Source organism: Colwellia sp. 75C3 (assembly GCF_002836255.1).
Lineage (GTDB): Bacteria > Pseudomonadota > Gammaproteobacteria > Enterobacterales > Alteromonadaceae > Colwellia.
Genome location: NZ_PJAU01000048.1, coordinates 1 through 15,119 on the forward strand (window position 1 = coordinate 1; position 15,119 = coordinate 15,119).

The following is a 15,119-nucleotide window of genomic DNA, read 5'->3' on the forward strand; positions in this document are numbered from 1 at the left end:
AAACATGCTTAACTTGGCTGTATTCGTTACCTCGTTAAGACGGGGCGTATTAAACTGTTTTTCCTTTATCCCGTCAACTCTTTTTTGCTATGTTTTTTATAAAAAGTGTTTGTTTGCTGGTTTTTACAGCACATCTTTTTTTAGTGTGCCTTTTGTAAGCATTAACGAGTTATAAAATAACCAGGGAAAACCAGTGTAGCTGTTAAATGTGATTATTTAGTCGGAGGAACGTAACCTTCAATTTCAGGCTCTTTACCTTCAAAAAGGTAGGCAACCATGGCAGTTTCTAAAAAAGCACGATCGTCAGCATTCATCATATTCATTTTTTTTTCGTTTATCAGCATGGTTTGCTTCTTTTGCCAAATACCCCAAGCTTCTTTACAAATATTATCAAAAATGCGTTTACCGATTTCACCAGGGTAGAGTTGGAAACCTAAACCTTCGGCTTCTTTGTTTAAATTTTGACAAAATACTGTGCGACTCATAATGGTTTCTCTTATCTATATTAGGTAGTAGTTAATTAGTTTAGGCTGTTGAACTTTACTTTTATTTTATATGAAAAAATTTAATGTGAACAAATTTAAATATGAAAGATCAATAGTCTCTAAGTAAAGTAAGTAGTTTTTGTGTCGAGGCCGCTAAGCCGACACTTAATTCTTGGTGTAAATCATACCACTTTTGCTGATCAGGTTCGTTTATATTTACTGAATCAAGTTGCTGGCAGTCTACTATCACAGGAGTGATATCTAAATGAAAGTGACTAAAAGTATGCCTAAATTCCGTTAAGGTTTGTGATGAAAGTGCTTTTAAGGATAAGTTAGTCATTAAGCCATCAATTTCAGTGAGTTCATCAATTTCATGAAAACACCATAATCCTCCCCAAATACCAACAGGTGGCCGCTTCTCCATTAATACCCTATCACAGCGTTCGTTTTTTAGTCGAGGGATTACCATGATGGTTTTCTTCTCAGGAATTTTCTTTTTAGGTTTTTTCTGAGGAAAATTCATTTGTTGATCACCAGCTTTGGCCAAGCAGCTCTGCTCAACAGGACAAAGCTCGCAGTTTGGTTTACTGCGAGTACAAACTGTTGCGCCAAGGTCCATCATTGCTTGGTTGAAGCTGTCAGTTTCTATAGCAGGGGTTAATTGTTCGCTTAATTGCCATAATGCTTTATCGAACTTGCTCAAGCCATTATAGCCTTCAATAAGATAGCTGCGTGCTAATACACGTTTAACGTTACCGTCTAAAATAGGATGATGCTGGTTTAGCGATAAACTTAAAATAGCGCCAGCGGTTGAGCGACCTATGCCAGGTAAAGCGATAACTTGTTCAATCTCAATAGGAAATTGACCATCATAATCATTGACCATTATTTTAGCTGATTTATGTAAATTACGCGCTCGCGCGTAATACCCAAGACCAGTCCAATGATGCAAAACTACATCTTCATCGGCATTGGCTAAGTCAGTAATTGTTGGAAAACTTGCCATAAAACGTTGATAGTAAGGAATAACTGTTGCAACTTGGGTTTGTTGTAACATTATTTCTGAAATCCACACACGATATGAGGTTTTATTTTGTTGCCAAGGTAAGTGCTTCCTACCTTGTTGGTGATACCAGCTAACGACTTGCTGACCAAATTGTTCAGCCGAGTTGGCTGATAGTACTATAGGATTATTCATAGCGCGCAGTGTAACTAAATAAGTTGTCGAGCTCAAATAGGCAAATTCGCATCTTGGTGCTAACGGGTATATAATCCCGCCTTTAAAATTCGATTCGCTTAGTTCAGCTTGAAACTAACTAAAGCATGAAGAAAAATATAAGGCTTTATAATGAAAATTGACGCAAAAAACCGTAGTACTCGTATCCGTAAAAAATTACGTGTTGATGAGTTTCAGGAATTAGGCTTCGATATTGCTTGGAAATTAAAAGATGGCATAAATGGCGAAGAACTTGATGCTTTTATCAATAAGTTTTTTGCAGAAGCTATCCAGCCAAATGGCCTAGGTTTTGGCGGTGAAGGTGATACTTTATGGCATGGTCTTATTTGCACTCAGAAATTAGGTTCTTGTACAGATGAGAATCGCAGCACTGTTGAAAAATGGTTAACTGATAATGGCGCTACTTCAGTAGCTGTTAGCGATTTGTACGATGTTTGGTGGGCTGAATAAATTTATTCGTCATAAATGACTTTTATACGGCATTGTCGGCGTTATTCATTACCATTACTTATGTTCCATAAGCGCTGGCACTGAATAACTTGACGGCTTTGTCTAAAATCCATTTATTTAGAATAATGAAGTCGAAGAACTACTTATGCAGCACTATCTATAATGCTTGCTGAATATAATTGAACAAATATTAGTAAAAGATCCAATATGACTGAAAAAACACATAAAACCATAGAACAAGCCGAGCAAGAAGGTAAGTACATTCGTAAGGTACGTAGCTTTGTTAAACGCGAAGGCAGGTTAACAAAAAATCAAGAACGAGCGATTAACGATCATTGGAAAAATATGGGCTTAAACCATAGTGATGGCGTTATTGATACTAAAGCATTATTTACCAATGATAACCCTGTGGTTTTAGAGATTGGTTTTGGTATGGGTAAATCTTTAGTTGAAATGGCTAAAGCAGCACCAGAACTAAATTTTATTGGTATTGAAGTTCACAAACCTGGTGTTGGCGCTTGTATTTCCTCTGCAGTTGAAGAAAGTGTTAGCAATCTAAAAGTTTATGAACACGATGCTATCGAGATTTTAGCCGACTGCATTCCTGACGGCACGTTAACAACCGTACAGTTGTTTTTCCCTGATCCATGGCATAAGAAAAAGCATCATAAGCGCCGAATTGTTTCTGCAGAATTTGTAGAAACTATCAGACAAAAGTTAAAAGTTGATGGTGTATTCCATATGGCGACTGACTGGGAAAACTACGCGGAATGTATGTTAGAAGATATGCAAAGTGCTCCAGGTTATAATAACTTGTCTGAAACAAGTGATTATGTGCCACGTCCAGATTCTCGTCCGTTAACTAAATTTGAAAACCGTGGGCAGAATTTAGGTCATGGTGTTTGGGATTTACAGTTTGCTAAAAAGGCTTAACTTTTCCGTTAAACCTTTGTACTTCATCTAGTCAAGTTAGTTTAGCCAAGTTAGTTTTGGCTTGCTTAAGCTTTGCTTTGGCTAGGTGAGGGTAAAAATTGACGTTCAATGAAAAATAAATGTTGAGCGTTACGTAAATTTCCGCTGTCTATTAACCATTGTTGGTCAATAATTTCACGTGCTAAAGCTGCATGTAATATACGGCTTTTATATTGGGTCCAATAAACTAATGTTGCTGCTTGGTGGCAATCATTATTTGGAAACTTTTCACTACGAGTTAGTGCTAATTCTTCAATGATCTTAGCAATGACTTTATCTTTTAACTCAGTATCAATTTGTTGTTTAAAGCGCGTAAATCTTTTTGCTTTAACTAATTGCCAAAACAACCAAATTAATGACAGTAACGCCAGTGTGGCGATAATTTCCATGTAATATTCCTATTTTAATACTCACGATTATCATAGCACCTTAACTTGATTATTTATCTATACAAGTGCATAAAAGTAATGATAAAAAGATAACAGTTCGTTACACTGTTATTAATTTAATGACAGTCGGATTTTTATCAATGAGCAGAGTTTTTCTAATTCTTAGTGTTTTCTTCTTAAGTGGATGCGCAACACCAACACAAGCATATAAAGTAAAAGAAAATTCAATTCAAACCCTATATAAGAAAGTTAATCCTTCAGTAGTCGAATTGCATGTACAATCATTAGCTGATCCGCAAGTCGGTCAAGTGGCTTATAAAGAAAAAATGTCAAATTCATTGGGCTCAGGTGCTTTAGTTAGTAGCGAAGGACGTATTTTAACCGCGGCACATGTTGTTGATAAAGCGACATCAATCGAAGTTGAGTTTGCCGATGGCACTAAAACAACCGGTCATGTTGTTTGGATAGAACCTCTTATTGATTTGGCTATGATTCAAGCAGGCGAAGTGCCTAGTACAGCAAAGCCATTAAAGTTAGCTGAGGCTAACGATTACCAAATTGGTGAGCAAGTTATTATAATTGGTGCACCTTTTGGTGTTAGCCATAGTTTATCTGTCGGTTATTTAAGTGGTATTCGTGACGGTAAAGCAATACCTGGAAGAAGCCTAATACCACGCTTATTGCAAACGGATGCCTCAATTAATCAAGGTAATTCTGGCGGTCCAATGTTTAACCTTAATGGTGAGATTGTTGGTATTGTTAGCCACATATTATCTAAAAGTGGTGGCAGCAATGGTTTAGGGTTTGTTGTTTCAGTTGATACTGTTCGCCATATTATTGATAGCGGTCCCGGTACATTTTCTGGCTTTATTCCACTTTTACTTAATAAAAAACAGTCTTACGCAATTAACAATACCGCAGGTCATGGTATGTTAATTCAACATGTTATACCGGGTACTTTAGCAGATAAACTTGGCTTTAAAGGTGGTACTCTTAGTGTTGTAATGGGTCGTAGTCCTATTTTACTTGGTGGTGATATACTGCTAGAAGTCGGTGGTCGTGCTATCATTGATTTGGCCTCAGCAATGCAAATTAAGAAACATCTTGCTAGCTTTGAAAAAGGCGATAGAGTTACCTTTAAATATTTACGCAATGGCGAAATGAAAGAAACTTACTGGATAGTTGAATAATACCTATTTAGTAGTTGTCGCAAATAATAAGCTATGATGTTTATTCAAAATAGCTAAAATAAAATAGCAGATAGCCTATCTGTCTTTTTTTAGATAACTTAAACGGTAAAAGTACATTTTTTAATGGTGTTATATAAATGACTCCTTATAATGATTGCTAATATTGTTCGGAAGCATTTTATGAATATAGTATATAAAACAAGAACGCAGTTAGTGGTTGAAACTCTTAGAGAGAAAATCCTTAGCGGTGAATTGAAAGCGGGTGAATCACTTCGTCAAGCGGCGTTAGCGACCGAATTAAATGTCAGCCGTATTCCAGTAAGAGAAGCTTTGCTTCAGCTGGAAGGTGAAGGTCTAGTTGTCTTTGAACCACATAAAGGTGCTACAGTAACCGAGCTTAGCGCTAAGCATGTAGCGGAACTTTTTGAATTACGAGCAATGCTTGAAGGGAATTTACTAGCCGCTTCATTACCCTTGTTAACCAGCGAGAAATTAGCTGAGGCAACTGATATTTTAGCGCAGTTAGATAAAGCACTGGGTAAGGAAAATGCAGCAAATACCTGGAGTGAACTTAACTCTCGTTATCACAACTGCCTATATTCAGCGGCGAATAGACCACAAACGCAAGATTTAGTGAACACGCTAAATAAAAATGCGGATAGATATATTCGTATGCACTTATTGTGGGCCGGCGGTATTTCTAAAGCAGGACCTGAGCACAACCAGCTACTAGCCTTTTGTAAAACTGGTGATATAGACGCAGCTGTTGGCGTATTGAAACACCATATCCTAAGCTCTAGAGATGAAATAAAAGCCTTTTTAGAGCAACGCGAAGCAGCTAATATTTAACTTAGCTCTTAGCTGAAAATTTATTTGCTTACTTATGTTGTAAAAGTAAGCAAATATTGACTTTTTCTCTCCATCTCTATAGTATTCACGCCCCTCAAAACCACAGTAAACTTGCTTATTTTTGTCTATGCTTAATGTTAATTAAGTATAAATAAAACAGTTCGCCAATTCGTATTCGCCAAAGATTTGACCTAAAAGGTTAACTATTAGCGATAAACTCAATGAGATAAAAATGTTTGAATTACACGCCAGTAAAGTGTCCAACTTGAAAAATGATGTGTTATCAGGTCTAACAGTTGCGTTAGCACTGGTACCTGAAGCCGTAGCTTTTGCCTTTGTTGCCGGTGTTGAACCCTTAGTTGGTTTATATGCGGCGTTTATGGTCGGTTTAATAACGGCTATTTTTGGTGGTCGTCCGGGAATGATTTCAGGTGCTACAGGTGCTATGGCTGTAGTAATGGTTAGTTTAGTTGCCATTCATGGTGTTGAATACCTATTTGCCACTGTGGTGCTCACGGGCTTACTGCAAATTATGGCGGGAATATTCAAATTAGGTAAGTTTATTCGCCTAGTACCACATCCAGTAATGCTAGGTTTTGTTAATGGTTTAGCTATCGTTATCTTCTTAGCGCAATTAGGGCAATTTAAAGTAACTAATGCTGCCGGTGAGCTTGAATGGATGCAAGGTACGCCATTGTTTACTATGGCTGGTTTGATTCTTTTGACTATGGCAATAATACACTTTTTCCCTAAACTGACTAAAGCAGTACCTTCTACTCTTATTGCAATTGTAGGTGTTTCATTACTCGTTTTTGCTACCGGCCTTGATACTAAACTTGTTGGTGATGCTGCTTCGATTGCAGGCGGTTTACCTACATTTTCTGTTCCAGATGTACCTTTCACCTTTGAAACTTTTAAAATCATTCTTCCTTTTGCTTTAGTTCTTGCAGCAATAGGTCTTATTGAATCGTTATTAACACTAACCTTAATTGATGAATTAACGGGGACTCGTGGACGCAGTAATAAAGAATGTATTGCACAGGGTGCAGCTAACACTGCTACTGGATTTTTCGGCGGTATGGGTGGTTGTGCGATGATCGGTCAATCGATGATCAACGTAAACTCCGGCGGTCGTGGTAGAGCATCAGGTATTACTGCAGCATTGGCCTTATTAGGTTTTATCTTATTTGCTTCTGGCTTAATTGAGCAAATTCCTCTAGCTGCATTGGTTGGGGTTATGTTTATCGTTGTTATTGGCACTTTTGAATGGTCTAGTCTGCGTATTTTAGGCAAAGTACCTAAAGCTGATGCCTTTGTAATTATACTGGTATCAGGAGTTACTGTTTATTCAGATCTGGCTGTCGCCGTTATTGTTGGTGTTATTGTATCTGCATTAGTTTTTGCATGGGAACACGCAAAACATATTATAGTTAAACGTAGTGTTAATGAAGATGGTTCAACTGTATATGAAGTAAGTGGACCAATATTTTTTGGTTCCATTGCAAACTTCCTTGAGCAGTTTACGCCAGAAGAAGACAGTGATGATGTCATTGTTGAATTTAAAAATGCACGTGTTGTCGACCATTCAGCTATTGAAGCTATTGATACCTTGGCTGAACGTTATTTATCACGCAATAAGGCTATGCATCTGAAGCACTTAAATAAAGAGTGTAAAGAGCTGTTAGACAAGGCAGATAAATTAGTTGAGCTTAATATCATTGAAGATCCTGATTATCATATCGTCAGTGATAAGTTAGCATAAAATTAGCTTTAAAATCATCTAGCTAAGCTAGCTGTTATAAAAAGTGCGTTGATAAGTTATACTTAACTTACAGCGCATTTTTTTTGTTTTTTTTATATCAGTCTCATTAAGTTTGTGCACTTTTTGTGCGTAGATAAAATAAATTAGGGCAAGGCACCCTATTGAATAATAGCTGGCGATTGTGATTGAGAGTAACGCGGACTTGGAGTATTTTAACAAGCACAAGTGGGCAATCATTTATTGAAACTGGTATTAGGGAGGGGTAAATGCAATTAGAATTTTTTGATGTTCCTAGCCCTTGTATTGGCATGTGTCAGTCTGATGATAAAGGTCATTGTCTAGGTTGCATGCGCTCCCGTGATGAAAGACAAAACTGGAAAGAATTTAATAATGATAAAAAACAAAAAGTTATAAAACTCTGCGTTCAACGAAAAAAACGTAAACAAAATCAGCATAATCCCAAGCAAGAAAAAGCAGTTATCACCGCTGAACTTGAAGCTGATATGCAGCCATCTTTACTAGATATCCCAAGTAGTACTAATACAGCACCAGACATCGACTTAGATTTTAGTGATTTTGAACTATAATATTCATTTTTCTACTATCGATATCATTAATAATCTATTGAAATTCAGTGTATTATTCTTAGTCCGTTCTATCTGTTACCACCTATAGAATACTACAATTATCAAGGATGAAATTAATGCGTTTAATAAGCCTCGTCTATATTTATGTCATAGTTTTAACTGCTTGCAGTTATGAGCCAAGTCATTTAAATATCCCGATAGACACCCATCTTAGCCATCAGCTTATAGATAATCATCTAGCCATTAATGTCGATAACTCAGGACATATTGATAGTCGCGGTTTAGCTGAATTTGCTAAAAAGATCGAAAATGTTAGGATTTTAGCTTTAGGTGAACAAACTCATGGCGCAGGTAATGTTTTTACCCTGAAAACGGATTTGATAAAATACTTACATAAGCACCATGGTTTCGATTTATTCATATTGGAAAGTGGCATGTATGATGTGCGTGAGATAGTTCAACAAGCGAAAAATGGGCAATCAATAAAAGCATTAGCGCCGGGCAATATTTTTTATATGTATGCCAATAGTAAAGAGGTTACGCCTTTATTTGATTATGTTAATGAACAGCTTAATACTGATAACCCGTTGATGATGGTAGGTTTCGATAGTCAACATACGGGAGGCATCTCATTAACCGGCCTTGTTACTGACTTAACTAAAGCACAACAAACAATTGATAAAGCTTGGGTGAACAGCTCACAGTGGCTAGTCTTTTCATCGCAAATTCAACAAGTACTTGATGGTTCAAGGGAACGCTTGTCATCAGAACAAGAAAAATTATTTTTTACTCAACTTGATAAATTAGCAAGTAACTTTGAACAGCACGAGAATGGCTTTTGGTTTCGTATTTCAAAAGGCTTAGCCGCGCAAGCAAAAAGGCAATGGCAGTTGGGTGATAACCGTAGCCAGCAAATGGGTGAAAATATTAAGTGGTGGGCTGAACAATACCCAGATAAGAAAATTATTGTTTGGGCGCATACATGGCATTTGACTAAAGAGGGTAATAACCAAATTAATGCCGGGAAAGTGGTTAGTGATGCCTTTGGTGATGCTTATTACATGGTGCACTTTAGCGGTGAAAAAGGCCAATATCTAAGTTATATTGATTTAACAAATGAAGAAGTAGCTAAACCAAAGCATAATTCAGTAGAACAGTTATTCAGTCAAACTAAATCCTCGCCAATTAGTTATATTGAAAATAAAGGTTTATCCTTTCAAGGCGGTGAGATGCACGTTTTTAGTAATGACTATAAAGAGATACTCGCGGCTAGTGAATGGGCAACCTATTGGGATGGCATGTTTATCTTAAAAAAAATAACACCAGCAACTTATCAACAATAAAAATGTATGTTTAAGTTTAATAATTGAACACTTATTTAACCGTAATGTATTAAATTAGATTTTAAGTAAATTATTATTATAAAACGGTTGCTTGCACCAAAACTTCACTATATTATACGCTCTCTTTAGAGAGTTCTGCTTTATAAAGATTGCCCCGATAGCTCAGTTGGTAGAGCAGAGGATTGAAAATCCTCGTGTCCCTGGTTCAAATCCGGGTCGGGGCACCATAAAAAGACAAAAGCCTCAACACTATTAATGTTGAGGCTTTTTTCGTTTCTGCATGGCTAACTTTAATTAAACTATTTATTAGTTAATTGATGCCTGTAAATCAAAAGTAATTGAGTGTTTTTAACTCAATTACTTTTGTTATTAGATTCCTACAATTGCTCTTTTAAAGCGAACAATAAATCTAACGCCTGTCTCGGGCTTAACTCATTAACATCGGTGTCGATAAGCGTTGTTAGTGCAGGATGCTCATTTGAGGCAAAAGTAAGTTGCTCAAAGGCATCACTAGGTGCAGCTGTTGTAGAAAGTAACGTTGGTGTTTGCTGTTGCTCAAGTTCACTTAATTTTTGTTTAGCACGCTTGATCACCATTTTGGGTACGCCGGCTAATTGCGCTACTTGCAAGCCAAAACTCTTACTGGCAGCACCTTCTTGTATTGCGTGCATAAAAACGATGTTATCGTCATGTTCCATGGCATCTAAGTGAACATTGGCTAAGCTTGGGATCTGCTCAGCAAGCATGGTCAGCTCAAAGTAATGCGTAGCGAATAAGGTAAAAGCCTTAGTTTTAAGTGCTAACATTTCTGCACAAGCCCAAGCTAGTGATAAACCATCGTAAGTACTGGTGCCGCGGCCAATCTCATCAAGCAGTACTAAACTTTTATCAGTAGCATTATGTAAAATATTGGCAGTTTCAGTCATTTCAACCATAAAGGTTGAGCGACCACTGGCTAAATCATCGGAAGCACCAATGCGGGTAAATATTCTATCAACCAAACCTATCGTTGCGCTGTCAGCAGGTACATAACAACCGATATGAGCAAGCAATACGATTAAAGCTGTTTGACGCATATAAGTTGATTTACCGCCCATGTTTGGTCCGGTAATAATCAACATTTTTCGCTGTTGCGTTAACGAAACTGGATTAGCGATAAATGCATCATGAGTCATTTGTTCAACGACAACATGGCGACCCGCATCAATACTAATACCTGGCTTTTCAACTAAATTAGGCTTTACATAATTTAGGGCTAATGCACGCTCTGCAAAGGTAGTTAATACATCAAGTTCAGCAATGGCTTGGCTCAATTGCTGTAGTTGTGCCAAATCAGGTAATACTTTATCGAATAACTCCTGATAGAGTACTTTTTCTAAGGCTAAGAATTTACTTTGAGCACTCAGCACTTTCTCTTCATGTTGTTTCAATTCTTCGGTAATAAAACGTTCATTGTTTTTTAATGTTTGGCGACGAATGTAATCATCGGGTGCATCAACTGCAGCAGTGCGACTCATTTCGATAAAGAAACCATGAACTCTGTTATAACCAACTTTCAATGAATGTATGCCAGTACGCTCTTTTTCACGTTGCTCAAGCTGTGCTAAAAATTGAGTAGCGCCATCACTTAAATCACGTAATACATCGAGTTCGCTATTATAACCGGGTGCGATAACACCACCATCACGTATTAGCACCGGTGGATTTTCAATAATGGCATGTTCCAGCAAAGCTTGTAATTGAGGCATTGGCTGGCTTTGTTGAGCAATGGTCGTTAAGTAGTTAGCAGCTGAATCGCTAGTGTGGAGTTCTGTAAATTCACCTTGCGACTCATTTTGTAACTCATCCTGTAACTCAGGCAACTGTTGTAGCGCATGACGTAAGCGAGCAAAATCTCGAGGTCGAGCAGAGCCTAACGCTATTCTAGAGACAATACGTTCAATATCGCCTAAGCCTTTTAATAATGGCTGAATTGGTGTGATTAGATCTAAGGCTATGATGTCACTTACCGTATTATGGCGGTTATTAAGAACAGTTAAATCCCGTAATGGAAAGTGTAACCAGCGCTTCAGTAAACGCGATCCCATTGGTGTGGACGATTTATCTAAAATAGCGGCAAGGGTATTATCTAAACCGCCTTGTAAATTTTGGGTTAGTTCTAAGTTACGTCTAGTAGCCGCATCAAGTACTACCCCTTTATTGGCAGACTCACTGATTATGGAACGAATATGGGGAAGAGCGGTACGTTGAGTATCTTTAACGTATTGAAATAAACACCCTGCGGCAGCCAAACCTAATGGTTTATCATCAACACCAAAGCCGGTTAATTCTTTAGTATCGAACTGTTTATTCAATAAACTAACGGCCGTATCAAGGTCAAACTCCCATTCAGGACGACGACGTAAACCTTTTCTATTCTCTATTAAACTAAAATCCTGTAGCGATTCGCTATAAAGTAGTTCAGCAGGAGATAAACGTTGGAGTTCAGCTTGAAGTTGTTCATTGGTTTGTGGCTCAGTCAGTACAAATCGGCCACTGGCCATATCCAAATAAGCAAGACCAAAAGCAGGTGCAGAGCTCGTTTTTAGCTTGGCGTTAGGCGATTGATTATCTACGATGGCAACAATTAAATTATCTTGTTTATCTGTTAATAGGGCTTCATCACTTACCGTACCCGGAGTGATAACACGAACAACTTTACGTTCAACCGGACCTTTACTGGTAGCAGGGTCACCTATTTGTTCACAAATAGCGACAGACTCACCTAAGGCGACCAGCTTTGCTAAGTAATTTTCAACGGCATGATAAGGCACCCCAGCCATTGGAATAGCGTTCCCACCTGTTTTGCCGCGGGCAGTAAGCGAAATATCTAATAAATCTGAAGCTTTTTTAGCATCATCAAAAAATAATTCATAGAAATCGCCCATGCGATAGAAAATCAAAATATGTGGAAATTCAGCCTTAATGGTTAAGTACTGGCGCATCATTGGGGTGTGCGAGGAGAAATCACTTTCTTTTAAAGGTTTAGTCATACTGTTTTAATTCTCTTATTCTTTTTGGTACGAGCGTATATATTGGGCTTGCTGTTTCAGTCTATATCAAAAAATTTGGTTATTATGAAGGGCTAGTGTAGCTTTTGTATATCTCTACATAATAAGGCATTGAGAATGCGGCAACCCTTCAAAATAGAAGCAAGATGGTTAAGCTAATTCTACAGTAATAACTGCTTAGTTGTACAACAGGGAGAGTTTTAAATTAATAATCTGAGGTTGGATTGTGTGATTCAAGGACCGTTTTGAAGAAAGGGGCGCAAGCCCCGTTAAAGCGTAAAGATTAAAATAATTCTATCTCATCTTCTTCGCAGTCGACTCGTTCTAATAGTGCTTGTTTAAAATCAGCTAACGCTTCTTCAATAGGCATGCCAGCGATAACTTTATCAAACATATTACGCTCTTCTTTCATGGTGTATTTAGCTCGAATAGATTCTTGTAAAGCTCGCCATTCTACCGGTGAATATAGTGCAGTGGGATCAGATATTAATGCTGTTAAGGCGCCTAAGCTCTGACTAACATGGTCAAGCCGTTGGGTTAATTTATCGTAAAATTGAAAAGCAATAATTGCTGAATGCACCTTATCTAATGCTGTTGTCGTTGAACCTTCAATAATCAGCTTCAGTTTATCTGCATCGCCATCATCATTTTTACCTTTCATTTGTAAAATCGATGACTGAATATCACTTAAATTTGTTGCCAGTCCGGTAAATGATGCCGAAAGTGTTTCAATTGAAGAATTACCCTCGTTCATTGAACCGTCAATTTGCGCGACAGCAAGATTTAACATTAATACGGTTTCTTTTAGTTGACTCCAATCTAGATCGGGACGTAATGCCGTTGAACCTGATAGTGTGCTCATGGTGCTCCTTTTACTTTCTATAGAGGGGTGTATGGTTTTACTTCACAGAAATATAGTTGAGTATAGGAGTAATCTATTGAGTTGCAGGCTTTTTATAGGTTTTTTGGTGTTAGTTTTTCTGAGAAGGGTTCGCCCTTTAATAATAAGAGGGAGGCTAATGAATCCGATAGCCGAGTAGTGAAAGAAATTTTTAGATAAAATGCTAACATTTTAGTATTAGCATTTCTTAATTATAAATAATGGTTGCAACAATACTTATTATCTCGCCATCCAAGCATTAAATAGTGACCAAGCGACTAACCACATAACTAAGGCAATAATTATATCTATGGTCATTTTTACTTTTGGTCTGCTTAATTGTTTTGAAAGCTTTACTGCTCCAAATGCTAAACAACTAAACCATGTTAATGATCCAAAAACACAGCCAATCAAAAAGTACACTTTCACTTCATCAGAATATTGACCACCAACACTACCAATAACCATAACGGTATCAATATAGGCATGTGGATTTAAGAAAGTAACCGCTAAAGTTGTTAGGAAAATAATCTTTGCTGATTTCTTTTTCAAAACCGTATCAGTTGTATTCTTGCTTTGTACAAAAGCCGACTTCATTGACATTAAACCATAGACACTTAAAAACAAGATACCGCCCCAAGTGAGCACGTTGAACAAAGTGGCATTACGGGATAGTAAAATACTTCCGCCAAGTACCCCCATACTTATTAATAAAGCATCGTAAAGTACAAAAAGAGCTGCGGTCATTTTATGATGATTTTGATTAATACCTTGGTTTATCAGCATCGAGTTTTGTGTGCCTATCGGTATGATCATGCTTAATGTAAGGGTAAAACCTTTTGCTAAAACTAATAAGCTCATAATGGTACTCGATAATTTGTCTGGGAATTTGATAAACGCTAGTTTGCATTAATTCACTATTTAAATATAATTAATAATAATTAACTATCATTAGTAAAACTTATGAGGGGTTTTGATAAAATATGGCAAATTTTGATTATAAGCTTTTAGCTGCACTGTCCGAAGTCATTGAGCTGCAGAGCTTTGAGTTGGCAGCTCAAAAATTATTCATTTCGCAATCAGCAATATCTCAACGTATTAAAGCGTTAGAGGAACATGTTGGCCAACCGGTTCTTATTCGTAATCAACCCATCGTCGCAACGCCAGCCGGTGAACAATTACTCAGTCACTTTAAAAAAGTGAAACAACTTGAACATGAATTGGTACCACTGTTATCTCCGGATAAGCCAATAAAGCCGATGAAAATATCTTTAGCGGTTAACGCAGATAGTATTGCCACTTGGTTTATCGATGCGATTACTCCTGTACTTAAAAATCACTTAGTTGAATTAAATTTAATTATTGAACATGAAGAGAGAACTTTAGATAAGCTACGAAGCGGTCAGGCCATTGGCGCGGTAAGCGTTATTGAAAAGCCGTTAAAGGGGTATCGCTCTTTCAAGTTAGGTGAAATGGAGTATTGTTTAGTCGCGAGTGAAGGCTTTGCGAAAAAATACTTTCCTGAAGGTGTGAACCAAAGCTCATTAAAAATGGCGCCAGCGATAAGTTATGATCATAAGGATGATATGCACGTTCGCTATATCGCAAAACATTTTAGTTTGGCGGCTAGTGAATATTATTGCCACAGTGTTCGCTCATCAGAAGCGTTTGTTGCATTAGTTAAACAGGGGGTAGCTTATTGTTTGTTACCTAAGTTACAAATAGAGCACGAATTACTTACAGATCAATTAATAAACCTATGTCCGGATAATGAATTGGTAGAGACCTTGTATTGGCATAGTTGGGTGCTAGTAAAAGGCGTTAACAAAAAGATTTCCGAACAAATCGTTAATATAGGCCGTGAAAAACTAGCATACTAACCTTGTGGATATTTATAGTACTTGCGTTAAATAAAGTGACTGTTT

At 37.4% G+C, this 15,119-nt stretch carries 14 protein-coding genes and 1 tRNA gene; 9 read left to right on the forward strand and 6 right to left on the reverse strand.

From position 1 onward, the window contains the following. Positions 1-212: 212 nt before the first annotated feature. Both CXF85_RS10365 and mutY read right to left on the reverse strand, forming a co-directional pair. The gene (locus tag CXF85_RS10365) at positions 213-485 is read right to left on the reverse strand and encodes an oxidative damage protection protein (protein ID WP_101228460.1); all 273 of its coding nucleotides are present in this window, start codon (positions 483-485) and stop codon (positions 213-215) included. A 109-nt stretch (positions 486-594) separates the two neighbouring features. Beyond that, the gene (gene mutY, locus CXF85_RS10370; protein ID WP_101228461.1) at positions 595-1,683 is read right to left on the reverse strand and encodes an A/G-specific adenine glycosylase; all 1,089 of its coding nucleotides are present in this window, start codon (positions 1,681-1,683) and stop codon (positions 595-597) included. A 150-nt stretch (positions 1,684-1,833) separates the two neighbouring features. Here mutY and CXF85_RS10375 point away from each other — a divergent pair, with 150 nt between their 5' ends. After that, positions 1,834-2,172 (forward strand): YggL family protein, encoded by a 339-nt coding sequence (locus CXF85_RS10375; RefSeq protein WP_101228462.1) that lies wholly within the window; start codon positions 1,834-1,836, stop codon positions 2,170-2,172. A 207-nt stretch (positions 2,173-2,379) separates the two neighbouring features. Next, positions 2,380-3,105 carry a tRNA (guanosine(46)-N7)-methyltransferase TrmB gene (gene trmB, locus CXF85_RS10380; protein WP_101228463.1) on the forward strand — a complete coding sequence of 242 codons (726 nt, stop codon included), beginning with the start codon at positions 2,380-2,382 and terminating at the stop codon, positions 3,103-3,105. A gap of 65 nt (positions 3,106-3,170) precedes the next feature. Here the strand turns inward: trmB and CXF85_RS10385 are convergent, their stop codons facing one another. Next, positions 3,171-3,533 (reverse strand): hypothetical protein, encoded by a 363-nt coding sequence (locus CXF85_RS10385; RefSeq protein ID WP_101228464.1) that lies wholly within the window; start codon positions 3,531-3,533, stop codon positions 3,171-3,173. A 140-nt stretch (positions 3,534-3,673) separates the two neighbouring features. Between CXF85_RS10385 and CXF85_RS10390 the strand changes: the two genes are divergently transcribed. From CXF85_RS10390 to CXF85_RS10415, 6 genes are all read left to right on the forward strand, one after another. Next, entirely contained in the window at positions 3,674-4,723 is a 1,050-nt protein-coding gene (locus CXF85_RS10390; RefSeq protein ID WP_101228465.1) for a S1C family serine protease, read from the forward strand. A 180-nt stretch (positions 4,724-4,903) separates the two neighbouring features. Further along, on the forward strand, positions 4,904-5,572 hold the full coding sequence (locus CXF85_RS10395; RefSeq protein ID WP_101228466.1) for a GntR family transcriptional regulator: 669 nt from the start codon (positions 4,904-4,906) through the stop codon (positions 5,570-5,572). A 232-nt stretch (positions 5,573-5,804) separates the two neighbouring features. Further along, the gene (locus CXF85_RS10400; protein ID WP_101228467.1) at positions 5,805-7,334 is read left to right on the forward strand and encodes a SulP family inorganic anion transporter; all 1,530 of its coding nucleotides are present in this window, start codon (positions 5,805-5,807) and stop codon (positions 7,332-7,334) included. A 266-nt stretch (positions 7,335-7,600) separates the two neighbouring features. Further along, positions 7,601-7,921, forward strand: coding sequence for a DUF1289 domain-containing protein (locus CXF85_RS10405; RefSeq protein ID WP_101228468.1), 321 nt, complete (start codon positions 7,601-7,603; stop codon positions 7,919-7,921). 116 nt (positions 7,922-8,037) lie between these two features. Further along, positions 8,038-9,264: an erythromycin esterase family protein gene (locus tag CXF85_RS10410; RefSeq protein ID WP_157829072.1), complete on the forward strand. Its 1,227-nt coding sequence runs from the start codon at positions 8,038-8,040 to the stop codon at positions 9,262-9,264. Positions 9,265-9,415: 151 nt separating this feature from the next. Continuing rightward, positions 9,416-9,491, forward strand: a tRNA-Phe gene (locus CXF85_RS10415). A gap of 150 nt (positions 9,492-9,641) precedes the next feature. On the opposite strand, the gene mutS is transcribed toward CXF85_RS10415, so the two are convergent. The 3 genes from mutS to CXF85_RS10430 form a co-directional block, all read right to left on the reverse strand. Next, positions 9,642-12,296, reverse strand: coding sequence for a DNA mismatch repair protein MutS (gene mutS / locus CXF85_RS10420; RefSeq protein WP_101228470.1), 2,655 nt, complete (start codon positions 12,294-12,296; stop codon positions 9,642-9,644). Between the two features lie 301 nt (positions 12,297-12,597). Continuing rightward, on the reverse strand, positions 12,598-13,176 hold the full coding sequence (locus CXF85_RS10425) for a hypothetical protein (RefSeq protein WP_101228471.1): 579 nt from the start codon (positions 13,174-13,176) through the stop codon (positions 12,598-12,600). A 258-nt stretch (positions 13,177-13,434) separates the two neighbouring features. Further along, positions 13,435-14,055 carry a LysE/ArgO family amino acid transporter gene (locus tag CXF85_RS10430; RefSeq protein ID WP_101228472.1) on the reverse strand — a complete coding sequence of 207 codons (621 nt, stop codon included), beginning with the start codon at positions 14,053-14,055 and terminating at the stop codon, positions 13,435-13,437. Between the two features lie 122 nt (positions 14,056-14,177). Here CXF85_RS10430 and CXF85_RS10435 point away from each other — a divergent pair, with 122 nt between their 5' ends. Further along, on the forward strand, positions 14,178-15,074 hold the full coding sequence (locus CXF85_RS10435; protein ID WP_101228473.1) for an ArgP/LysG family DNA-binding transcriptional regulator: 897 nt from the start codon (positions 14,178-14,180) through the stop codon (positions 15,072-15,074). Positions 15,075-15,119 lie beyond the last annotated feature (45 nt).